This window comes from Streptomyces sp. NPDC031210 (genome assembly GCF_055570395.1).
In genome coordinates, this window is record NZ_JBVIHH010000011.1 from 37,251 (window position 1) to 58,789 (window position 21,539).

General features: G+C 72.5%; 21 protein-coding genes. 13 read left to right on the forward strand and 8 right to left on the reverse strand.

Going from position 1 to position 21,539, the window contains the following annotated elements; translation table 11 throughout:
* Positions 1–3: 3 nt before the first annotated feature.
* The 4 genes from ACZ45Z_RS20745 to ACZ45Z_RS20760 form a co-directional block, all read right to left on the reverse strand.
* Positions 4–738, reverse strand: coding sequence for a hypothetical protein (locus ACZ45Z_RS20745; protein ID WP_468364278.1), 735 nt, complete (start codon positions 736–738; stop codon positions 4–6).
* A gap of 86 nt (positions 739–824) precedes the next feature.
* Positions 825–1,682, reverse strand: coding sequence for a thioredoxin domain-containing protein (locus ACZ45Z_RS20750; RefSeq protein ID WP_468364281.1), 858 nt, complete (start codon positions 1,680–1,682; stop codon positions 825–827).
* Between the two features lie 126 nt (positions 1,683–1,808).
* Positions 1,809–2,468: a hypothetical protein gene (locus ACZ45Z_RS20755; protein ID WP_468364284.1), complete on the reverse strand. Its 660-nt coding sequence runs from the start codon at positions 2,466–2,468 to the stop codon at positions 1,809–1,811.
* A 120-nt stretch (positions 2,469–2,588) separates the two neighbouring features.
* Positions 2,589–3,941 carry a DUF2252 domain-containing protein gene (locus ACZ45Z_RS20760; RefSeq protein WP_468364285.1) on the reverse strand — a complete coding sequence of 451 codons (1,353 nt, stop codon included), beginning with the start codon at positions 3,939–3,941 and terminating at the stop codon, positions 2,589–2,591.
* Positions 3,942–4,146: 205 nt separating this feature from the next.
* On the opposite strand from ACZ45Z_RS20760, the gene dnaE reads away from it, so the two are divergent.
* Entirely contained in the window at positions 4,147–7,689 is a 3,543-nt protein-coding gene (gene dnaE / locus ACZ45Z_RS20765; RefSeq protein ID WP_468364288.1) for a DNA polymerase III subunit alpha, read from the forward strand.
* Positions 7,690–7,812: 123 nt separating this feature from the next.
* Here dnaE and ACZ45Z_RS20770 read toward each other — a convergent pair whose 3' ends face one another.
* Entirely contained in the window at positions 7,813–7,986 is a 174-nt protein-coding gene (locus tag ACZ45Z_RS20770; RefSeq protein WP_468364291.1) for a hypothetical protein, read from the reverse strand.
* Between the two features lie 271 nt (positions 7,987–8,257).
* Between ACZ45Z_RS20770 and ACZ45Z_RS20775 the strand changes: the two genes are divergently transcribed.
* The 4 genes from ACZ45Z_RS20775 (at position 8,258) to ACZ45Z_RS20790 (ending at position 12,464) form a co-directional block, all read left to right on the forward strand.
* On the forward strand, positions 8,258–9,562 hold the full coding sequence (locus ACZ45Z_RS20775) for an NYN domain-containing protein (protein WP_468364294.1): 1,305 nt from the start codon (positions 8,258–8,260) through the stop codon (positions 9,560–9,562).
* Between the two features lie 73 nt (positions 9,563–9,635).
* Entirely contained in the window at positions 9,636–10,646 is a 1,011-nt protein-coding gene (locus tag ACZ45Z_RS20780; RefSeq protein ID WP_468364297.1) for an ABC transporter ATP-binding protein, read from the forward strand.
* 79 nt (positions 10,647–10,725) lie between these two features.
* Positions 10,726–11,562, forward strand: a complete 837-nt coding sequence (locus ACZ45Z_RS20785; protein WP_468364299.1) for an ABC transporter permease — start codon at positions 10,726–10,728, stop codon at positions 11,560–11,562.
* A gap of 68 nt (positions 11,563–11,630) precedes the next feature.
* Positions 11,631–12,464 carry an ABC transporter permease gene (locus ACZ45Z_RS20790; protein ID WP_468364302.1) on the forward strand — a complete coding sequence of 278 codons (834 nt, stop codon included), beginning with the start codon at positions 11,631–11,633 and terminating at the stop codon, positions 12,462–12,464.
* Positions 12,465–12,502: 38 nt separating this feature from the next.
* Here the strand turns inward: ACZ45Z_RS20790 and ybaK are convergent, their stop codons facing one another.
* The 3 genes from ybaK to ACZ45Z_RS20805 all read right to left on the reverse strand — a co-directional run bounded on the left by ybaK (position 12,503) and on the right by ACZ45Z_RS20805 (position 15,457).
* Positions 12,503–13,015: a Cys-tRNA(Pro) deacylase gene (ybaK, locus tag ACZ45Z_RS20795; protein ID WP_468364304.1), complete on the reverse strand. Its 513-nt coding sequence runs from the start codon at positions 13,013–13,015 to the stop codon at positions 12,503–12,505.
* A gap of 17 nt (positions 13,016–13,032) precedes the next feature.
* On the reverse strand, positions 13,033–13,779 hold the full coding sequence (locus ACZ45Z_RS20800; RefSeq protein ID WP_468364307.1) for an LON peptidase substrate-binding domain-containing protein: 747 nt from the start codon (positions 13,777–13,779) through the stop codon (positions 13,033–13,035).
* A gap of 76 nt (positions 13,780–13,855) precedes the next feature.
* The gene (locus tag ACZ45Z_RS20805) at positions 13,856–15,457 is read right to left on the reverse strand and encodes an oxidoreductase (RefSeq protein ID WP_468364309.1); all 1,602 of its coding nucleotides are present in this window, start codon (positions 15,455–15,457) and stop codon (positions 13,856–13,858) included.
* A gap of 253 nt (positions 15,458–15,710) precedes the next feature.
* Between ACZ45Z_RS20805 and hisD the strand changes: the two genes are divergently transcribed.
* From hisD to hisF, 8 genes are read left to right on the forward strand one after another with little or no spacing between them, the layout of a single operon-like run.
* Complete coding sequence (hisD, locus tag ACZ45Z_RS20810) at positions 15,711–17,060, forward strand: histidinol dehydrogenase (protein ID WP_468364312.1); 1,350 nt, start codon at positions 15,711–15,713, stop codon at positions 17,058–17,060.
* 8 nt (positions 17,061–17,068) lie between these two features.
* Positions 17,069–18,187 (forward strand): histidinol-phosphate transaminase, encoded by a 1,119-nt coding sequence (locus ACZ45Z_RS20815; protein WP_468364807.1) that lies wholly within the window; start codon positions 17,069–17,071, stop codon positions 18,185–18,187.
* 46 nt (positions 18,188–18,233) lie between these two features.
* Positions 18,234–18,827: an imidazoleglycerol-phosphate dehydratase HisB gene (gene hisB / locus ACZ45Z_RS20820; protein WP_468364314.1), complete on the forward strand. Its 594-nt coding sequence runs from the start codon at positions 18,234–18,236 to the stop codon at positions 18,825–18,827.
* Positions 18,824–18,988 (forward strand): hypothetical protein, encoded by a 165-nt coding sequence (locus ACZ45Z_RS20825; protein ID WP_468364316.1) that lies wholly within the window; start codon positions 18,824–18,826, stop codon positions 18,986–18,988. The genes hisB and ACZ45Z_RS20825 overlap by 4 nt, the downstream gene beginning before the upstream one ends.
* Positions 18,979–19,623, forward strand: coding sequence for an imidazole glycerol phosphate synthase subunit HisH (gene hisH / locus ACZ45Z_RS20830; RefSeq protein WP_468364319.1), 645 nt, complete (start codon positions 18,979–18,981; stop codon positions 19,621–19,623). The genes ACZ45Z_RS20825 and hisH overlap by 10 nt, the downstream gene beginning before the upstream one ends.
* Positions 19,623–20,354 carry a bifunctional 1-(5-phosphoribosyl)-5-((5-phosphoribosylamino)methylideneamino)imidazole-4-carboxamide isomerase/phosphoribosylanthranilate isomerase PriA gene (gene priA, locus ACZ45Z_RS20835; RefSeq protein ID WP_468364322.1) on the forward strand — a complete coding sequence of 244 codons (732 nt, stop codon included), beginning with the start codon at positions 19,623–19,625 and terminating at the stop codon, positions 20,352–20,354. The genes hisH and priA overlap by 1 nt, the downstream gene beginning before the upstream one ends.
* Before the next feature lie 25 nt (positions 20,355–20,379).
* Positions 20,380–20,784: a Rid family hydrolase gene (locus tag ACZ45Z_RS20840; protein ID WP_468364324.1), complete on the forward strand. Its 405-nt coding sequence runs from the start codon at positions 20,380–20,382 to the stop codon at positions 20,782–20,784.
* Positions 20,781–21,536: an imidazole glycerol phosphate synthase subunit HisF gene (gene hisF / locus ACZ45Z_RS20845; protein WP_468364327.1), complete on the forward strand. Its 756-nt coding sequence runs from the start codon at positions 20,781–20,783 to the stop codon at positions 21,534–21,536. Before ACZ45Z_RS20840 ends, hisF begins: the two co-directional genes overlap by 4 nt.
* Positions 21,537–21,539 lie beyond the last annotated feature (3 nt).

The window sequence follows — 21,539 nt, forward strand, 5'->3', positions numbered from 1 at the left end:
GCTTCACGTCGGCGCGTGCCCGGGCGGCGGGCCGCGGCGCGGTACGCAGTGCGCGAGAAGGGGGAGCGGGCGGGCCGGTGGTCCGGGGGGCGGCGGGGCGGTCCGGCGGGGCGGCGGCGCGGGGGCGGCCGACGGCGCCTCCGCCAGGCGCAGCGGCCGGCGCGCGAGGGCGGCGGCCGCGCGCAGCAGCGCGTCCAGTGCCGCGTCCGCGCGGTGCAGCCAGGCCGCGGCGAGCAGGCCGACGACCAGATGGGCGGCGAGCAGCAGCCAGGGCAGGGCCGGCGGCAGGGAGCCGGCGGCGGTGGTGCCCGCCACGCCGCCAGGGGCGCGGGGCACGGCGGCCAGTCGGGCCAGGGGGGTGCCGAACTCGCCGCCCCGGCAGAGCAGTTCGACGCCGACCGAGCGCAGCGGCCCGGTGACCGGGCCGCCGGCCGACCCGTAACAGGTGTGCTGCCCGGCGGTGAAGACGGTGTCCGCGGCCAGCTCCAGCGGCACCAGGAGCAGCGCGACGGCGCCGAATCCGCGTTCTCGCCCCAGCAGCGCGTAGGCCGCGGCGAAGACGCCCACGCAGACGGCGGCGACCGTCGCGAGCGGCAACGGGGTGGCGGAGAGCAGCACATGGGAGGTGGCGGACAGGGTGACGCACAGCGCGGTGAACAGCGCCGCCCGCACCCCTCTGAGCCGACCCCCCGGCGAGGCCCCCGGCCGGGCCCGCGGGTGAACTCCCGTCCCCTGCATGCCGGGAGTCTGCCATGGGCACGGCAACGGCCCGGGTCAAGATTTGGCATCGGCCGGCGCGCCCGCGGCGCGCCGGCCGCGCCGGGTCAGGACTTCAGCGCCTTGTCGACCACGGTGTTGAAGGACTCCACGGTGGCCGGGGCGACCTTGCCCTGGGCGCCGTCCACAGTGAGCACCGTGTCGTTGAGCTTGACCGTCGGGGTGCTGGTGACGTCCTTGAAGGAGTTGAACACCTCCGACATCTCCAGCGCCCACCGGTCGTACGTACCGGCCTTGAGGGCCGCCTGGAACTCGGCGTTGCCCTTGAGCGCCGGCACGGTGTCGGCGACCTTGATCAGGTAGTTGTCGTCGGCGAACTTGTCCGGGCCCATCTCGTCCGGGTGGAACTCCTTGGAGTACAGCGCTTCCTTGTACTTCAAGAAGGCGTCCGGGTCGATGTTGAGGGCCGCGCCCATCGCGCTCAGCGCGTTCTTGGAGCCGGTGCCCTTGAGGTTGGCGTCGAGGAACGTACCGAGGTGGAAGGACGCCTTGTACTTGCCGTCCTTGATGTCCTTCTGGATCGTCTCCCCGACGTTCTGCTCGAAGTTGGCGCAGCCGGGGCAGCGCGCGTCCTCGAACAGCTCCAGGGTGTTCTTGGCGTCCGCCTTGCCGATGACGATGGTCGTGCCACCGGCGCCGCTGGTGTGCGCGGGCTTGACGAGCTTGGCCTTCGCGGCCTTCGTCCAGACACCGGCGGCCGCTTCGGTGTCGCCGCCACCGCCGCTGTCGTCGCCCGCGGTGGCGACCGCCAGCCCGATGCCGCCGGCCACCGCCAGCACGGCGACGACCGAGCCGGCGACGATCAGTTGCCGGCGGGTCCGCTCCTTCTTCGCCTGCCGTTCGCGCTCGGCGCGCAGCCGCTCGCGGGCTGCCTGCTTGTTGGACTGGTTGTTGCGGTTGCTCATGACTGTTCCTGCTCCGTGAGAATCCGTGGGGATCGCTGCGGATCCGGGTGTGGGGATGCGTGCGGTGCCGCCGGGGCGTACGCGCCGGTCGCGGGCGTACGCGTGCCGCCGCGGGCCCGGAAGGGCTCAGGCGGCGAGGGCGAGCGGCGGGCCACGGCGTACGACGCAGTGCACGAGCAGGGGGAGGTCACGGGCCGGCGGCGCGGGCCGGACGGCGGCGGTCGCCGGGCGGCGCGGCGCGGCGGTGGCAGCGGCGACCGCGACGGCGACCAGCAGCGGCCGGAAGGCGACGCCGGCCACCGCGCCCAGCAGCCGCGCCAGCGCCGCCTCGCCGCGGCGCAGCCAGGCGGCGGCCAGCAGCCCGATGAGCAGATGCGCCCCGAGCAGCAGCAGCCACGTCGTGGCGGACGCGGGGCGGGCCTCGGACAAGGGGGCCAGCGGCCCGCCGACGTCGCCGCCGCCGCACAGCAGATCCACGCCCAGGGAGCGCAGCGGGCCGGTGACCGGACCGCCGCCGCGCCCGTAGCAGGTGTGCTGGCCGAGGCTGAAGGCCGTGTCGGCGGCCAGCTCCGCCGGGACCAGCAGCGCGGCGATCCGCCAGTAGCCGCGCTCTTGGCCCGCGAGCGCGTAGGCGAGGACGAACACGGCGGCCGAGAGGGCGGCGACGGTGGTCAGCGGCAGCGGCATGCGGGACAGCAGCACGTGCGACGCCGAGGACAGCGTCACGCACAGCGCCGTGAAGAGCGCCGCGCGCAGTGCCCGCAGGGGTGCCGCCGAGATGTCCATTCCTGCGAGTGTGCCATGGGCGGGGCTAAGCGCCACCTAAGGGGGCGCCGCGCCGTCGGGCGGCCCGCGCGGCCCGCGAACCGCTCCGGGCCGGTGGCGCGCGCCGCCCGGCCGGCGGCCTCACAGGCCCGGGATGCGGCCGTTGCGGAAGAGGTCCACGAAGATCTGGTGGTCGGCGCGGGCGCGGGCGCCGTAGGAGTGCGCGAAGTCCACCAGCAGCGGCGCGAAGCCCTCCTCGTCGGCCGCCAGGGCCGCGTCGATGGCCCGCTCGGTGGAGAACGGCACCAGGGAGTGGCCGCTCTCGTCGTCCGCCGAGGCGTGCATCGTGGCCGTGGCCCGGCCCAGGTCGGCGACCACCGCCGCGATCTCCTGCGGGTCGTCGATGTCGGACCAGTCCAGGTCGACGGCGTACGGCGAGATCTCGGCGACCAACTGTCCGGCGCCGTCCAGCTCCGTCCAGCCCAGCCAGGGGTCGGCGTGCGCCTGGAGCGCGCGCTGGGAGATCACCGTGCGGTGTCCCTCGTGCCGGAAGTAGCCGCGGACCTCGGGATCGGTGAGGTGCCGCGAGACGGCCGGGGTCTGCGCCTGCTTCATGTAGATCACGACGTCGTTCTCCAGGGCGTCGCTGTTGCCCTCCAGGAGGATGTTGTACGACGGCAGGCCCGCCGAGCCGATGCCGATGCCGCGCCGCCCCACCACGTCCTTGACGCGGTAGGAGTCCGGGCGGTCCAGGCTCGACTCCGGCAGCGTCTCCAGATAGCCGTCGAACGCCGCCAGCACCTTGTAGCGGGTCGCCGCGTCCAGCTCGACGCTGCCGCCGTCGGCCGCGAAGCGCCGCTCGAAGTCGCGGATCTGCGTCATCGACTCCAGCAGCCCGAACCGGGTCAGCGCACGGGCGTCGCGCAGCGCGTCCAGCAGCGGGCCGTCGGCGGTGTCGAGCGTGAAGGGCGGCACCTCTTCCGTCTTCGCGCCGGAGGCCAGCGCGTGGATGCGCTCGCGGTAGGCCGCGGCGTAGGTGCGCACCAGGGCGGTGATCTGCTCGTCGCTGAGCGCCTTGGCGTAGCCGATCAGCGCGACCGAGGCGGCGAAGCGCTTGAGGTCCCAGGTGAAGGGCCCGACGTACGCCTCGTCGAAGTCGTTGACGTTGAAGATCAGCCGGCCCGTGGAGTCCATGTACGTGCCGAAGTTCTCGGCGTGCAGATCGCCGTGGATCCACACCCGGCCGGTCCGTTCGTCCAGATACGGCCCGCCGCGCACGCTCCCGTCCTGGCCGATCTCCGCTTCCAGGTCCCGGTAGAACAGGCACGCCGTCCCCCGGTAGAAGGCGAAGGCGGAGGCGGCCATCTTGCGGAATTTCACCCGGAAGGCCGCGGGGTCGGCGGCGAGCAGTGCTCCGAAGGCGGTGTCGAAGACGGCGAGTATCTCCTCGCCGCGCTGCGCGGCGTCCTGCGCCGGGGCGTGCTGGGACGGCATCGCTGGGGGCCTCCTGAAGTGCGGTGGACGGTCGGTGCCGGGTGACGCTTCTCGGTCATCCGGCTCTCACCGACAACGGGTGAGGCTACTCGTCGGTGCCCGGCGATTGTCAGCGGGGAGTCGTAGACTTCCCAACCGTCCAACCCTCCTCCAGCGACCGCTGGCAGGTACCCCAGCCGCCCACCTTTTCCGGAGGTCCTGCGCCGTGGCCAAGCCGCCCTTCACGCACCTGCACGTTCACACCCAGTACTCCCTGCTGGACGGTGCCGCGCGGCTCAAGGACATGTTCAACGCGTGCAACGAGATGGGCATGTCGCACATCGCGATGACCGACCACGGCAACCTCCACGGCGCCTACGACTTCTTCCACCAGGCCAAGAAGGCCGGGGTGACGCCGATCATCGGCATCGAGGCGTACGTGGCGCCGGAGTCGCGGCGCAACAAGCGGCGTATCCAGTGGGGCCAGCCGCACCAGAAGCGCGACGACGTATCCGGTTCGGGTGGCTATACCCACAAAACGATCTGGGCGGCGAACAAGACCGGGCTGCACAACCTCTTCCGGCTGTCCTCGGACGCGTACGCCGAGGGCTGGCTGACGAAGTGGCCCCGGATGGACAAGGAGACCATCGCCCAGTGGTCGGAGGGCCTGATCGCCTCCACCGGCTGCCCGTCCGGCGAGGTGCAGACCCGGCTGCGGCTCGGCCAGTTCGACGAGGCGGTCAAGGCGGCGTCGGACTACCAGGACATCTTCGGCAAGGACCGGTATTTCCTGGAGCTGATGGACCACGGCATCGAGATCGAGCGCCGGGTGCGCGACGGCCTGCTGGAGATCGGCAAGAAGCTCGGCATCCCCCCGCTGGTCACGAACGACTCGCACTACACCTACTCCCACGAGTCCTCGGCGCACGACGCCCTGCTGTGCATCCAGACCGGCAAGAACCTCTCCGACCCCGACCGCTTCCGTTTCGACGGCACCGGTTACTACCTCAAGTCCACCGACGAGATGTACGCCGTCGACTCCTCGGACGCCTGGCAGGAGGGCTGCCGCAACACGCTCCTGGTGGCCGAGCAGATCGACACCACCGGGATGTTCGAGAAGCGCGACCTGATGCCGAAGTTCGACATCCCGGAGGGCTTCACCGAGGTCACCTGGTTCCAGGAGGAGGTCCGCCGGGGCATGGAGCGCCGCTACCCGGGCGGCGTCCCCGAGGACCGGCAGAAGCAGGCCGAGTACGAGATGGACATCATCATCCAGATGGGGTTCCCCGGGTACTTCCTCGTGGTCGCCGACTTCATCATGTGGGCCAAGAACAACGGCATCGCGGTGGGCCCGGGCCGAGGCTCGGCGGCCGGTTCGATCGTGGCGTACGCGATGGGCATCACCGACCTGGACCCGATCACGCACGGCCTGATCTTCGAGCGGTTCCTCAACCCCGAGCGTGTCTCCATGCCCGACGTCGACATCGACTTCGACGAGCGCAGGCGCGTGGAGGTGATCAGGTATGTGACCGAGAAGTACGGCGCCGACAAGGTCGCCATGATCGGCACCTACGGAAAGATCAAGGCGAAGAACGCCATCAAGGACTCCGCGCGTGTCCTGGGCTACCCGTACGCGATGGGCGACCGCCTCACCAAGGCCATGCCCGCCGACGTCCTCGGCAAGGGCATCGACCTCGACGGCATCACCAACCCGAGCCACCCGCGCTACAGCGAGGCGGGCGAGATCCGGGGGATGTACGAGAACGAGCCGGACGTCAAGAAGGTCATCGACACCGCCAAGGGCGTGGAGGGCCTGGTCCGGCAGATGGGCGTGCACGCGGCCGGCGTGATCATGTCCAGCGAACCCATCGTGGACCACGCCCCGCTCTGGACGCGGCACACCGACGGCGTGACGATCACGCAGTGGGACTACCCCCAGTGCGAGTCGCTCGGCCTGCTCAAGATGGACTTCCTGGGCCTGCGCAACCTCACCATCATGGACGACGCCGTCAAGATGGTGCGGGCCAACAAGGGCGTCGACCTGGAGATGCTCTCGCTCCCGCTCGACGACCCGAAGACCTTCGAACTGCTCTGCCGCGGTGACACGCTCGGCGTCTTCCAGTTCGACGGCGGCCCGATGCGCTCGCTGCTGCGCCAGATGCAGCCCGACAACTTCGAGGACATTTCCGCCGTCTCGGCCCTGTACCGGCCGGGCCCGATGGGCATGAACTCGCACACGAACTACGCCGAGCGCAAGAACGGCCGCCAGGAGATCACGCCGATCCACCCGGAGCTCGAAGAGCCCCTGAAGGAGACGCTCGGCCTCACCTACGGCCTGATCGTGTACCAGGAGCAGGTGCAGAAGGCCGCGCAGATCGTCGCGGGCTACTCCCTCGGTGAAGCCGACATCCTGCGGCGCGTGATGGGCAAGAAGAAGCCCGAGGAGCTGGAGAAGAACTTCGTCCTCTTCCAGGCGGGAGCCAGGAAGAACGGCTACTCGGACGCGGCGATCCAGGCGCTGTGGGACGTCCTGGTCCCGTTCGCCGGCTACGCCTTCAACAAGGCGCACTCCTCCGCGTACGGCCTGGTCACCTACTGGACCGCCTACCTCAAGGCCAACTACCCGGCCGAGTACATGTCCGCGCTGCTCACCTCCGTGCGGGACGACAAGGACAAGTCGGCGGTCTACCTCAACGAGTGCCGCCGCATGGGCATCAAGGTGCTGCCGCCGAACGTCAACGAGTCGGAGGCCAACTTCGCCGCCCAGGGCGACGACGTGATCCTCTTCGGCCTCACCGCCGTCCGCAACGTCGGCCAGAACGTCGTCGACTCGATCATCCGGGCCCGCAAGGCGAAGGGGAAGTTCCTCTCCTTCCCCGACTACCTCGACAAGGTCGACGCGGTCGTCTGCAACAAGCGCACCACCGAGTCCCTGATCAAGGCCGGCGCCTTCGACGAGATGGGCCACACCCGCAAGGGCCTGACCGCGCACTACGAATCGATGATCGACAACGTCGTCCAGGTCAAGCGCAAGGAGGCCGAGGGCCAGTTCGACCTGTTCGGCGGCATGGGTGACGAGACGGACGACGACGGCCCCGGCTTCGGGCTGGACGTGGAGTTCTCCGACGTCGAGTGGGACAAGGCCTACCTGCTGGCCCAGGAGCGCGAGATGCTCGGGCTCTACGTCTCCGACCACCCGCTGTTCGGTCTGGAACACGTCCTGAGCGACAAGGCCGACGCGGCCATCGCCCAGTTGACCGGCGGCGACTACTCCGACGGGTCGATCGTCACCATCGGCGGCATCATCTCCGGCCTGCAACGCAAGATGACCAAGCAGGGCAACGCCTGGGCCATCGCCACCGTCGAGGACCTGGCCGGCTCCATCGACTGCATGTTCTTCCCCGCCACCTACCAACTGGTGTCCACCCAACTCGTCGAGGACACCGTCGTGTTCGTCAAGGGCCGGCTCGACAAGCGGGAGGACGTCCCCCGCCTCGTCGCGATGGAGATGATGGTCCCCGACCTCTCCGAGGCCGGCACCAACGCCCCGGTGACCATCACCATTCCCACCGTCAAGGTCACCCCGCCGATGGTGGAGAAGCTGGGCGAGGTGCTGAGCAGCCACCGCGGCTCCACGGAGGTCCGCATCAAGCTCCAGGGGGCGCGCAAGACAACCGTCCTGCGCCTGGACCGCCACCGGGTCACGCCCGACCCGTCCCTCTTCGGCGATCTGAAGGTGCTCCTCGGCCCGTCCTGCCTGGCCGGCTGACCCCACCCGGCACACACCACCCGGTCCGCCCCGCGCGCCGGACCGGCTTCGAGGGGCGCACCCGGTGCGGGTGCGCCCCTCGACTCATCGGCGGTGCGGTGCGGCGATGTCCTCGATCGCGCCTCAGTTGTGGCCGAAGCGCCGCTGGTGGCGGCGGGCGACGTCCGCCGGGCTGCCCTGCGGCGGACGCTGCGGCTGGGAAATCGCCTCGATGGTCGACTTCTCGGCCGCTTCGCGGCCGCGCTCGGCCTGGCCGCTCTTTTGCTGGTTACTCCGGTCCTTCTTGTTCTTGGCCATGACCGTGCCTCCTGAGGGGATCCTGGGATCGGGGCCGGGATCAGACTTACACGACGGGCGAAACGCCGCATTTCGGACCATTACCGGCTGTGACACCGCCGGTCGCCCCACGGCGCGGGCGGCCGCCGCCGAATCCGCCACGCCGATGATCGAGTTCGGGCAGATAACCCCCGGACGGTCGGGCAGACTCGAAGGAAGCCGAAGACAACTCGTGCCATGGGCCGAGCCGGGGGGCGACCGGACTTCAGCACCTCAGGGAAGAGGGTGGAACGTGGATCGCTGCGTCGTCCTGGTGGACGCCGGATACCTGCTCGGCGCCGCCGCGAGTCTGCTCGCGGGAGAACCCGCCCGGTCCCGGATCACCGTCGATCACGCCGCCCTCATCCAGGGCCTGCGCCAGCGCGCCGAAGCCGACACCGAACGGCCGCTGCTGCGGATCTACTGGTTCGACGGCGCCCCCGACCGCGTCCCGCAACCCGAACACCGCCGGCTGCGCGTCATGCCCCGGGTCACCGTCCGGCTCGGCGCCCTGACCCGCAGCGACGGACGCTGGGCGCAAAAAGGCGTGGACGCCGCCATGCACGCCGAGCTGACCGAACTCGCCCGCAACCGCGCCTGCTCCGACATCGTGCTGGTCACCGGCGACGGCGACCTGCTGCCCGGCCTGATGTCGGCCAAGGAACACGGCGTCGCCGTACACCTGTGGGCCGTACAGGCGGCGGACGGCGACTACAACCAGTCCGAGGACCTGGTCGCCGAGGCCGACGAGCGGCGGGTGCTCGACCGGGCCTGGATCACCCGCGCGGTCCGCCCCAAGGAAGTGGGCGGGCCCTGCGCCCCACCGCCCGTGCCCCGCCCCGAGATCGCCGCGATCCTCTCCGCGCCGCTGCCGGAGTCCGCCGTCGCGGCGGCCGCCGCGGCCGCCGCCTCGGCCACCGGACAGGACGGCGCCGGCCCCGGCCGCGACGGCGACGGCGCCAACGGATCGGCCCGTACCGCGCCCGCGAGCGAGGACGGCGAGCAGTCCGGCCGCGAGGCGGGCGGCGGCGCCAAGGTCGTGCCCACCCCCAAGGACCTCGCGGGCCTGGGCCGCGCCCACGCCGCGGGTCCGGGGCCGGCCGCGGCGGCCAACGGCTCCCCGGCGCCCGCGCCCAGCGCCACCCTGCGCTGGTCCTCCGACAAGGGCTGGGTCGAGCGCGGCGGCCCGGTCGGCGAACCCTCCGAGACCGCGTCGCTGCCGACACTGGCCCAGCTCACCAGCGCCGAACAGCGCTGGGCCGACCGCGAGGAGGACATCACCGCCGTCAGCGGCGACCCCTTCGAAGTCGGCCAGGTCTTCGCCCGGCGCTGGACCGAGCGGCTCTCCGACGCCGCCCATCTGCAACAGCTCTCCACGGAATACCCGCGCATTCCGCACCGTATCGACGGCGAACTGCTCCGCTACGCCGCCCGCTTCGGACTGCTCGCCCACAAGGACGACCAGATCGACGAACACGACCGTTACGCGATCCGGGCGGGATTCTGGCGCGAGGTGGACCTGCGCACCGCCGCCGAACACGCCCCCGCCGCGGACTGACCACCCGCCCCGCCCCCCTCCCGCGCGGCCCCGCGGACCGGGGGCGGCCCCGGGACGCGTACCCTCGTAGCTCGTGAGGACGGGCGCGAAACAGGTGGACCGCGGCGAGACGGTGTGTGCCGTGCGGGACCTGGTCAAGACGTACCCCGCGACGCGCGGGCGCCGCGGGGCGGCACAGGCGCCTGCCGTACGCGCCAGCGACGGCATCACCCTGAACGTGCGGCGCGGGGAGATCTTCGGACTGCTCGGCCCCAACGGCGCCGGCAAGTCCACCGTGGTGCGCCAGCTCACCGGACTGCTGCGGCCCGACTCCGGCGGGGTCCGCGTCCTCGGCCACGACCTGGTGCGCCACCCCGAGCGGGCCGCCCGCCTCCTCGCCTACCTCGGCCAGGAATCCACCGCGCTGGACGAGCTGACCGTCGCCCTGGCCGTGGAGACCACCGGACGGCTGCGCGGCCTGGGCGCGGGCGAGGCGCGCGCCGAGCGGGACGCGGTGATCGGCGAGCTGGGCCTCGCCGAGATCGCGGGCCGACCCCTGAAGAAGCTCTCCGGCGGACAGCGGCGGCTCGCCTGCTTCGCGACCGTACTGATCGGCGAGCGGCCGCTGCTGGTGCTGGACGAGCCGACCACCGGCATGGACCCCGTCGCGCGCCGCGCGGTGTGGGCCGCCGTGGACCGGCGCCGCGCCGAGCGGGGCGCCACCGTCGTGCTGGTGACGCACAACGTCCTGGAGGCCGAGAGCGTGCTCGACCGGGTCGCGGTGATCGACCGCGGACGCGTCATCGCCTGCGACACGCCCGGCGGCCTGAAGGAAAGAGTGGGGGAGGAGGTGCGGCTGGAGCTGGTGTGGCGCGCCGAGCCGCCCCTGGACGTCCCCGAGATCGCCGCCCTCGCCACTGCCGCCCGCGTCTCCGGCCGCCGCTGGACCCTCCGTCTGCCCGCCGACCGGGCCCGCGCCGCCGTGGCCACCGTCACCGCCGGCCCGGCCTTCGCCGCCCTCGACGACTTCACGCTCGCCACGCCCAGCCTGGAGGATGTCTACCTGGCCCTCGGCGGACGCGCGGAGGGGCTGGTCAAGGCGTGAGGCGCGGCGAGAGCCTGCGGACGTGCCCCGGACGGCGCGGACCCGCGGCACAGGTGAACGAGGAAGGCTTGGTGAACGCGTGAGTGTGGTTCCCGCGCAGGCGGTGGCCGGGGCCGGCGCCGGCCCACGGGACGCCGGAGCCCGTCCGCAGGACGGCCCGGCCGCCCCGCTGGCGCCGCGCGCCCGGCTGCTGCCCGCGCTCGGCGCCGTCTACCGCGCCCAGCTCTCCCGGGCCCGGGTCGCCCGGATCCCGCTGCTGTTCGTCGCCACCTTCCAGTCCATCGGGATCATGGTCCTGATGCGCGGCGTGGTCGACGGCGGCGACGAGGCCCGCGCCGTGGTCTCCGGCTCCAGCGTGCTGGTCGTGGCCTTCGTCGCGCTCAACCTCCTGGCCCAGTACTTCGGGCAGCTCAGGGCCGGCGGCGGACTCGACCACTACGCGACGCTGCCCGTCCCGCCGGCCGCCGTGGTGCTCGGCGCGGCCGGCGCCTACGCCTCCTTCACCGTGCCCGGGACGGTCGTCACCGCCGTCACGGGCTGTGCCCTCTTCGGGCTGCCGATGGCCAACCTGTGGGTGCTGGCCGCCGTGATCCCGCTGTCCGGCGCGGCCCTGGCCGGCCTGGGCGCCGCCCTCGGCCTGCTCGCGCCGCGCCAGGAGATCGCCACGCTCTGCGGCCAGCTCGGCATGTCGGCCGCGCTGCTGCTGGGCGTGCTCCCGGCCGGCCAACTGCCCGCGGCGATCGGCTACGCCCGCGATCTGCTGCCCTCCACCTACGGCGTCGAGGCGCTGACCCGCAGCTTCGACGCCCATCCGGACTGGGTCGTGATCGGCGCCGACCTCGGCGTCTGTGCGGCCGTCGGCGTCCTCTCGCTGGCCGTCGCGACCTGGGCCTACCGCCGGGCGGCCGTCCGGTGACCGGCCGCCCGCGCCGCAAGGGGCGTCCTGCCGCCGACCACACCGCGCCGACCTGGCACGATGACGGGGTGACCGCACCGCTGACGCCACGCGACAACCAACCGCCCCACGAGCCGCGGCACCCCGATGCCGCGCCCGGCGCCGACGGGGGAGCCCCCGCCGGCCCCGGCGGCCACCCCGCACCCGGCCAGGACGGCGACCACGGCGGGCTGGGCGGCCCCGAACTCGTCCGGGACCTGCGCGAGGGCGCCCTGATCGCCCTCCTGGTCGCGGTGAGCGGTGTGCTGCTCGGCGTGCTGTGGTCGTGGCTGGCGCCGCAGATCCCGCTGGTCGCCGACACCCGCAACGTCTACCTCAAGAACACCGAGGGCGAGGAGGCGATCGGCGCCGACGGCACGTTCGTGCTGCTCGCGCTGGCCTTCGGCGTGCTCAGCGCCGCCGTGGTGTTCGTCTTCCGCAGGCGGGGCGGCATCCCGCTGGTGGTGGCCCTGGTCGTGGGCGGAACGCTCGGCGCGCTGCTGGGCCTGCTGACCGGCATGTGGATGGGCCCCTCGCCGGACGTCGCCGGGCACGCGGAGAAGGTCGGCCCGGGCGTGACGTTCTACGGTCCGCTGCGGCTCCAGGCCAAGGGCGCGCTGCTGGCCTGGCCGATCGCGGCGATGCTCACGCAGTTGGTGCTGACCGGGCTGTTCGGGCCGCGCGACCCGGAGCCGCCGATGCCGCACTGGGCCGGGTACGACGCGTACGGCCCCCACCCCGCCGCCCCGAACGACCCGGCGCACCACGAGGAGAGCCGCCCGGAGGCCGGGCCCCACCCGCACGGGCCCCACGCGCCCGGTCCGCACGACGCGTCCGGCCACCCCGGGCCCGGTCCCCACGAGAACCCGCCCGCCCAGGGCTGACGCCACCGGCGGCCCGTCCCTCCCGGGGCGGGCGCCGCTCAGCCGCGCGCGATCGGCGCGACGCCGGCCCCGGTGAGGGCGACCAGATCCGCCGGGGCCAGCTCGATCTCCAGCCCGCGCCGGCCCGCCGAGACGCACACCGACGACCGGCCCTCGGCGGACGTGTCCACCACGGTGCGCAGCCGCCGGCGCTGGCCGAGCGGCGAGATCCCGCCCAGGACGTAGCCGGTGCTGCGCTCGGCCGCCGCCGGGTCGGCCATCGCGGCCCGCTTGCCGCCCACCGCGGCCGCCAGCGCCTTGAGGTCGAGCGAACCCGACACCGGCACCACCGCGACGGTCAGGGTGCCGTCGACCTCCGCGAGCAGCGTCTTGAACACCTGCTCGGGCGCCACCCCGAGCGCTTCGGCGGCCTCCTCGCCGTACGAGGCCGCCGCCGGGTCGTGCGTGTAGGCATGGAGCGTGAAGGGGACGCCGGCCGCGGCGAGCGCCACCGTCGCGGGGGTCCCGCCGGCGGCCTGGGACGTGCGGTTCCGCTTCGACTTCTTCGACAACTCGACAGCGCCTCGGGTCAGTTGGGACTGGTCGGCTGCCGGGTCAGATCCACCGCCGGCAGCGACGGGAGCTTACCGAGCAGCGCCGACTCCTGGCGCAGCAGTTTCAGCTCCTGCGCCAGCCGGGTCGCGGTGTCCGGCGCCTGGAGCAGCCGCTGCTTGGCCGGCACGTCCAGCACGGCGGCCGCGGCGACGAGGTAGGACAGCACCGACGGGTCGGCCGGCAGGTCCTGGCCGCTGGACAGGGTCCGCTCGTTCGCCCAGGCCAGCCGCTTCTGATAGGTGCGGAACGCCCGTACGACGCCGGAGGCGAGCGCGCCCGCGCTCTCGCCCTGCTCCTCGTCGAGCAGCTCGACCTCGCCGACCAGATACGGCCCGGAGGCGTCGACCGACAGCAGCCGGAAACGGGTGGTGCCGGTGGCCAGCACTTCGTAGCCGGTGTCCTCGCCGGAGGACTTCTCACGGATGGTCGCCGCGTCGGCGACGCAGCCGACGGTGTGGAAGGCCCGCACCGGGTCGTCGCCGAAGCCCGCGGCGGGGCCCTGCGCGGCCGGGAGGGTGGCGTCCGGCATGCCCTGCGCGGTGGGCGCCACCTCACGGCCGTCGCGGATCGCGATCACGGCGAAGCGGCGGTCGTCCTCGGGCAGGGCGATCAGGTCGCGCATCATCGCCCGGTACCGCGCCTCGAAGACGTTCAGCGGGAGCACGAGTCCCGGGAACAGCACCGAGTTCAGCGGAAAGAGCGGCAGGCGCACGGAGGTCACAGTCGGTAAGCCTAAAGGAGTAAGTCGGATCTTCCGCCCGCGGGGAGGCGGCGCGTCCGCGCCGCCCACCACCGCGCTACTGCCGCCGCAGCAGCCGCGACGCGCCCGCCGCGACCGTCGTGGCCAGCACCCAGCCCGCCAGGATCAGCACGGCCGCCGCCCACTGCGCCCCGCCCTGCGGTTTCCAGGCGGACCCCTGGTAGAGGTCGATCACCGGCAGCAGCAGGTCCAGGGCGTACAGGTACGGATTCCACGGTGGCGCCTCGCCGGGCTTCAGCGGCGGCGGCGGACTCTGCGAGAAATAGGCCGTGCCGATGGCCCACAGGATCGCCATCCACACCGCGGCCCGCCCCGGGCGGTAGCCGTAGGCCACCGTCCAGTCCTGGAGGAACCCCCACGCCTTCGCCGCCAGCGGCAGCGTCTCGCGCCGGCGCCGCTGCTTGGCCAGCAGCACCTCCCGGGCGTCGGAGTCCTCACCGCAGCCGCGCAGCGCCGTCGCCAGCATCTCGTACGGCTCCGGCGCGTACTCGGGAGTCGCCGCGGCCACCCACTCCACCCGCAGCGCGAGCGGGAAGTGGCCGCGCGGGATCAGCGTCTCGTAGGCGAAGCCGGCCATCCACAGGCCGCCCAGGCCCGGCCAGCTCGCCGACTTGTCGACCAGGTTCACCACCCGGGCGCCGGAGAGGATCACCCGCCCGCGCTGCGGACGCTCGCACAGGAACCGCAGCTCCGGCGTCTGGATCCGGCGCAGCGACAGCTCCTGGTCGGACTCCATGATGAAGCGGGCGTGTTCGAAGTCGACCGCGTCGCCGAACCGCCCGTCGTCCAGCCGTATCCCGCCCTCGCACTCGAAACGCCGCATGCGCGTGCCTCGGGAGGGGGTGTGCGCCACGCCGTACGGGGGAGTGGCGCTGGAGGAGAACGGCGAGTTCGCCAGGCCCGCAGCGGTCAGGTAGAGGGTGCGCTCGACGGTCAGTTGCGGGGCGTTCAGCGCGCGGCGGCCGAACGGATTGGTCAGCCGGCTGCCCCGCAGGCTCATCGACACGCCGATGGTCGCCCCGCGCAGCGACAGCTCGCCGTGGGACTCCATCATCTCCGCCTGGAGATCCTGGGCGACGGTCATGCCGTCCGCCATGATCGAGCGGCCCTGGCGGTCCTTGTGCACCACGGTCTGGTTGAGCATCAGGTCCGTGCCGATGTGCGCGTCGGTGAGCCGGATGCCGGACTGCACCACACAGCGCGGCAGATGCAGATCGCCCTCGGTGTGCAGCCGGGCCGCCTCCACCCGGGGTATCGCGCAGTTCACCATCCGCAGCGTCGTGAACCGGCTCTCCGGCAGCACCACCTCCGCCTCGAAACGGCAGTCCCGCAGCTCCACGAATGGCTTGATCGTGCCGCCCGCGAGGTCGAGAGTGTCCGTGATGTACGCACCGGTGAGCTTCAGCGCGGAGACCCGGCCCGGCTGGGCCGCCGGACCGTCCAGCAGCAACAGCGCCACCACGCGGGCGCGCACCCGGCGCTCGGCGCCCCACAGATGCTGCCCGTGCGGATCGTCCCTGGCCAGGTCGCCGATGTGCAGATCGCAGGTGCTGCCGTTGCGAAAGGCCTGCCACATGCTCCATTCCGCCGACGTCAGGCGCAGGTCGGCGGGCGCGTCACCGTCCCCGGGCTCGGTCACAGCGAATCCCCCTTTTGGTCTCATGCCTGCCGCGTCGCCCGCCGGTCCGGCTCCCGCGCGTCCCACAGGCGTCCCCGTACGCCCCGTACGGACCCCCTGCCCGCCCCCGTGACTGCTTGAACACGCGTGGTCAGGGCCAACTCCGGTCAACTTCGCGCGGCCCCGCACACCGCCCGCACGAGGCGCGTACCGCTGTGTATCACTGAGTGATACGGGCGGCCGGCCGCGAGATCCGGTCTGAGACACTGGGAGGGTGATCTCCCGAATCGATCTGCGCGGTGACGCCCTCCCCGAGGGCGGCGCCCTGCGCGACCTGCTGCCCCGTGCCGAGTTCGACGTGGAAGCCGCCCTGGAGAAGGTGCGGCCCATCTGCGAGGACGTACGCCATCGTGGCACCGCGGCGCTGATCGACTACGCGCGGCGGTTCGACGGCGTCGACATCGACCGGGTGCGGGTGCCCGCCGAGGCGCTGACCCGCGCCCTGGAGGAGCTGGACCCGGCCGTCCGGGCCGCCCTGGAGGAGTCCATCCGGCGCGCCCGGATCGTCCACCGCGAGCAGCGCCGCACGGACACCACCACCAAGGTCGTGCCCGGCGGCACCGTCACCGAGCGCTGGGTCCCCGTCGAGCGGGTCGGGCTGTACGTCCCCGGCGGCCTGGCCGTCTACCCCTCCTCCGTCGTGATGAACGTCGTCCCCGCCCAGGAGGCGGGCGTCGACGGCATCGCCGTCACCTCCCCGCCGCAAAAGGAGTTCGGCGGCCTGCCGCACCCGACGATCCTCGCCGCCTGCGCCCTCCTCGGCGTCGACGAGGTCTACGCCGCCGGCGGCGCCCAGGCCATCGCGATGTTCGCGTACGGCACCGACGAATGCCTGCCGGTCAACCTCGTCACCGGCCCCGGCAACATCTTCGTCGCCTCCGCCAAGCGCCTGCTCAAGGGCCGCATCGGCATCGACGCCGAAGCCGGGCCCACCGAGATCGCGGTCCTCGCCGACGCCACCGCCGACCCCGCGCACGTCGCCGCCGACCTGATCAGCCAGGCCGAGCACGACACCCTCGCGGCGGCCGTCCTCGTCACCGACTCCGCCGAGCTCGCCGAGGCCGTCGAGGCGGCGCTCAAGACGCAGGCCGAGGCCACCAAGCACACCGAGCGGATCACCACCGCGCTGGCCGGCCGGCAGTCCGCGATCGTCCTGGTCGACGGCGTCGACGAGGGCCTGAAGGTCGTCGACGCCTACGGAGCCGAGCACCTGGAGATCCAGACCGCCGACGCTTCCGCCGTCGCCGCCCGGGTCCGCAACGCCGGCGCGATCTTCGTCGGCCCGTACGCCCCGGTCTCCCTCGGCGACTACTGCGCCGGCTCCAACCACGTCCTGCCCACCGGCGGCTGCGCCTGCCACTCCTCGGGCCTGTCCGTGCAGTCCTTCCTGCGCGGCATCCACGTCGTGGACTACTCCCGCGAGGCGCTCGCGGAGGTCGCCCACCATGTGGTGACCCTCGCCGAGGCCGAGGACCTCCCGGCCCACGGTGCCGCTGTGAAGGCCCGTTTTGCCGGAGGCGAACGAGACCAGCACAGTGACTGGAAGGTCCCGCAGAGCAAGTGAGCAGGCACGTGACCCGCATCGACGATCTCCCCATCCGGGACGAGCTGCGCGGCAAGTCCCCCTACGGCGCGCCGCAGCTCGACGTCCCGGTGCGCCTGAACACCAACGAGAACCCCTACCCGCTGCCCGAGCCGCTGGTGCGGCGGATCGCCGAGCGGGTCACCGACGCCGCCCGGCAGCTCAACCGCTACCCCGACCGGGACGCGGTCGAGCTGCGTACGGAGCTGGCCGCCTACCTCACCCGCACCGCCGGCCACGACGTCTCCGCGTCCCAGGTCTGGGCCGCCAACGGCTCCAACGAGGTCATCCAGCAGCTCCTCCAGACCTTCGGCGGACCGGGCCGCACCGCCCTCGGCTTCGAACCGTCGTATTCGATGCACTCCCTGATCTCCCGGGGCACCGGCACCGGCTGGCTCTCCGGACCGCGCAACGACGACTTCACCATCGACGTCGACGCGGCCCGCGCCGAGATCGCCCGGCACCGGCCCGACGTCGTCTTCATCTGCTCCCCCAACAACCCCACCGGCACCGCCGTCCGGGCCGAGACCGTGCTCGCCCTGTACGACGCGGCGCAGGCGGCCAAGGCGGACGGCGCCGGGGCCCTGGTGGTCGTGGACGAGGCGTACGGCGAGTTCAGCCACCGGCCCTCGCTGCTGCCGCTGATCGAGGGCCGGCCCAACCTGGTCGTCTCCCGCACCATGTCCAAGGCGTTCGGCGCCGCCGGCCTGCGCCTGGGCTACCTGGCCGCCGACCCGGCCGTCGTCGACGCCGTCCAGCTCGTCCGGCTGCCGTACCACCTCTCGTCCGTCACCCAGGCCACCGCGCTCGCCGCCCTGGAGCACACCGACACGCTCCTGAAGTACGTCGAGCAGCTCAAGACCGAGCGGGACCGCCTGGTCACCGAGCTGCGCGCGGCCGGCTGCCAGGTCGTCGAGTCCGACGCCAACTTCGTCCAGTTCGGCCGCTTCGAGGACGCCCACGCCACCTGGCAGGCGATCCTCGACCACGGCGTGCTGGTCCGCGACAACGGCGTACCGGGCTGGCTGCGGGTCACCGCCGGCACCCCGGCCGAGAACGACGCGTTCCTCGACGCGGTGCGCGCCGTGCTGAAGGAGACCGAGCGATGACCCGCCCGCCGCACCAGTACCGCCCGTACGAACCAGGAGTATCGCGATGACCCGCGTTGGACGCGTCGAGCGCACCACCAAGGAAACCTCCGTGCTCGTCGAGATCGATCTCGACGGCACCGGGCAGGTCGATGTGGCCACAGGTGTCGGCTTCTACGACCACATGCTCGACCAGCTCGGCCGCCACGGCCTCTTCGACCTGCGGGTCAAGACCGACGGCGACCTGCACATCGACACCCACCACACCATCGAGGACACCGCCCTCGCGCTCGGTGCCGCCTTCAAGCAGGCCCTCGGCGACAAGGTCGGCATCTACCGCTTCGGCAACTGCACCGTCCCGCTGGACGAGTCGCTCGCCCAGGTCACCGTCGACCTCTCCGGCCGCCCGTACCTGGTGCACACCGAGCCCGAGACGATGGCGCCGATGATCGGCACCTACGACACGACGATGACCCGGCACATCTTCGAGTCCTTCGTCGCGCAGGCCCAGATCGCCCTGCACATCCACGTGCCCTACGGCCGCAACGCCCACCACATCGTGGAATGCCAGTTCAAGGCGCTCGCCCGCGCCCTGCGCTACGCCAGCGAACGCGACCCGCGCGCCGCCGGGATCCTCCCCTCCACCAAGGGAGCCCTGTGAACGGCCTCTCGACCGTCTTCCTCCTCGTCGGCCTCTTCCTGCTCGGCGGCGTCTACTCCTTCTGGAAGCAGAAGCTGCCCACGGGCGTGATCGTGCTGCTCGCCATCGGCTCCGCGATGTGCCTGACCGCGGGCGTGATGCGACTGGAGGTGTGGAATTGACCGCCAAGAAGGTCGTCGTCTTCGACTACGGCTTCGGCAACATCCGCTCCGCCGAGCGCGCCCTCGCGCGCGCCGGCGCGGACGTGGAGATCACCCGGGACTACGACCGGGCGATGAACGCCGACGGCCTGCTCGTCCCCGGCGTCGGCGCGTTCGCTGCCTGCATGCGGGGCCTCAAGGACGCCCGCGGCGACTGGATCGTCGGCCGCCGGCTGTCCGGCGGGCGGCCCGTCATGGGCATCTGCGTCGGCATGCAGATCCTCTTCGCCCGGGGCATCGAACACGGCGTGGAGACCGAGGGCCTGGACGAGTGGCCCGGCACGGTCGGCCCGCTCAAGGCCGACGTCGTGCCCCACATGGGCTGGAACACCGTCGAAGCCCCCGAGGGCTCGCGGATGTTCTCCGGCCTGGACGCCGGCACCCGCTACTACTTCGTGCACTCCTACGCCGTGCGCGACTGGGAGCTGGAGGTCACCAACCCCCACCTCACCGCGCCGAAGGTCACCTGGGCCACGCACGGTGAGCCGTTCGTGGCCGCGGTCGAGAACGGCCCGCTGTGGGCCACCCAGTTCCACCCCGAGAAGTCCGGCGACGCCGGTGCCCAGCTCCTGACCAATTGGATCGAGACCCTGTAATGCCGAACGCGTCGAAGCTCGAACTCCTGCCCGCTGTCGATGTCCGCGACGGCCAGGCCGTCCGCCTCGTCCACGGCGAGTCCGGCTCGGAGACCTCCTACGGCGACCCCCTCCAGGCCGCCCTCGCCTGGCAGCGGGCCGGCGCCGAATGGCTGCACCTCGTCGACCTCGACGCGGCCTTCGGCACCGGCGACAACCGGGCGCGGATCGCCGAGGTCGCCCGCTCCATGGACATCAAGGTCGAGCTGTCCGGCGGCATCCGCGACGACGCCTCGCTGGCCGCCGCGCTCGCCACCGGCTGCCGCCGCGTCAACCTCGGCACCGCGGCGCTGGAGACCCCCGAGTGGGTCGCCAAGGTCATCGCCGAACACGGCGACAAGATCGCCGTCGGCCTGGACGTGCGCGGCACGACGCTGCGCGGCCGTGGCTGGACCCGCGACGGCGGCGACCTCTACGAGACGCTGGCCCGCCTGGACTCCGAGGGCTGCGCCCGCTACGTCGTCACCGACATCAACAAGGACGGCACCCTCCAGGGCCCCAACCTGGAACTGCTGAAGAACGTCTGCGCGGCCACCGACCGGCCCGTCGTCGCCTCGGGCGGCGTCTCCTCGCTTGACGACCTGCGGGCGCTTGCGACCCTGGTACCGGAAGGCGTCGAGGGCGCGATCGTCGGCAAGGCGCTGTACGCGAAGGCGTTCACCCTCGAAGAGGCGCTGGCAGCGGTGTCGTAAGCGGCAGGGACCGAAAGGCGGCCAGATGACCATCGAGCGTGTACGGACCGGCAGTCACTGGGAAGAGGCCCTCGGCTTCGCCCGCGCGGTGGCGGCCGGCGACCGGGTCCTGGTCGCCGGCACCATGCCGCTGGCCGACGGCGTCCTTCTGGGCGAGGGCGACCCGTACCAGCAGACCAAGGCCGCCTTCGCGGGCGCCCTCGCGGCGCTGAAGCCCTTCGGTCTCGGCGCCGACGCCGTACTGCGCACCCGCATGTACCTCACCCACGCGCGCGACGTGGACGCGGTCGGCCGCGCCCACAAGGAGATCTTCGCCCCGCACCCACCCGCCGCGACCCTGGTCGTGGTCTCCGGATTCCTCGATTCCCGGGTGCTGGTCGAAGTCGAACTCGAAGCCTTCCGAGAAATCCCCGAGGAGCCTGACCAATGACCCTGGCGGTCCGTGTCATCCCTTGCCTGGACGTGGACAACGGCCGGGTCGTCAAGGGCGTCAACTTCCAGAACCTGCGGGACGCCGGCGATCCCGTCGAGATGGCCAAGATCTACGGCGACGAGGGCGCCGACGAACTGACCTTCCTCGACATCACGGCCTCCTCGGGCAACCGCGAGACCACCTACGACGTGGTCCGCCGCACCGCCGAGCAGGTCTTCATCCCGCTCACCGTCGGCGGCGGCGTGCGCACCGCCGAGGACGTCGACAGGCTGCTGCGGGCCGGCGCCGACAAGGTCGGCGTCAACACCGCCGCCCTCGCCCGGCCCGACCTGATCCGCGAGATCGCCGAACGCTTCGGCAGCCAGGTCCTGGTGCTGTCCGTCGACGCCCGCCGCACCGCCACCGGCTCCTTCGAGGTCACCACGCACGGCGGCCGCCGCTCCGCCGGCGTCGACGCCGTGGAATGGGCCCACCGCGCCGCCGAGCTGGGCGCCGGCGAGATCCTTTTGAACTCCATGGACGCCGACGGCACCAAGGACGGCTACGACATCGAGATGATCCAGGCCGTCCGCGAGCACGTCACCGTCCCGGTCATCGCCTCCGGTGGCGCCGGCACCCTCGACCACTTCCCCCCGGCCGTCGCCGCCGGCGCCGACGCCGTCCTGGCAGCTTCCGTCTTCCACTTCGGCGACCTGCGCATCGGCCAGGTCAAGGACGCGCTGCGCGAGGCGGGCCACCCGGTCCGCTGACGG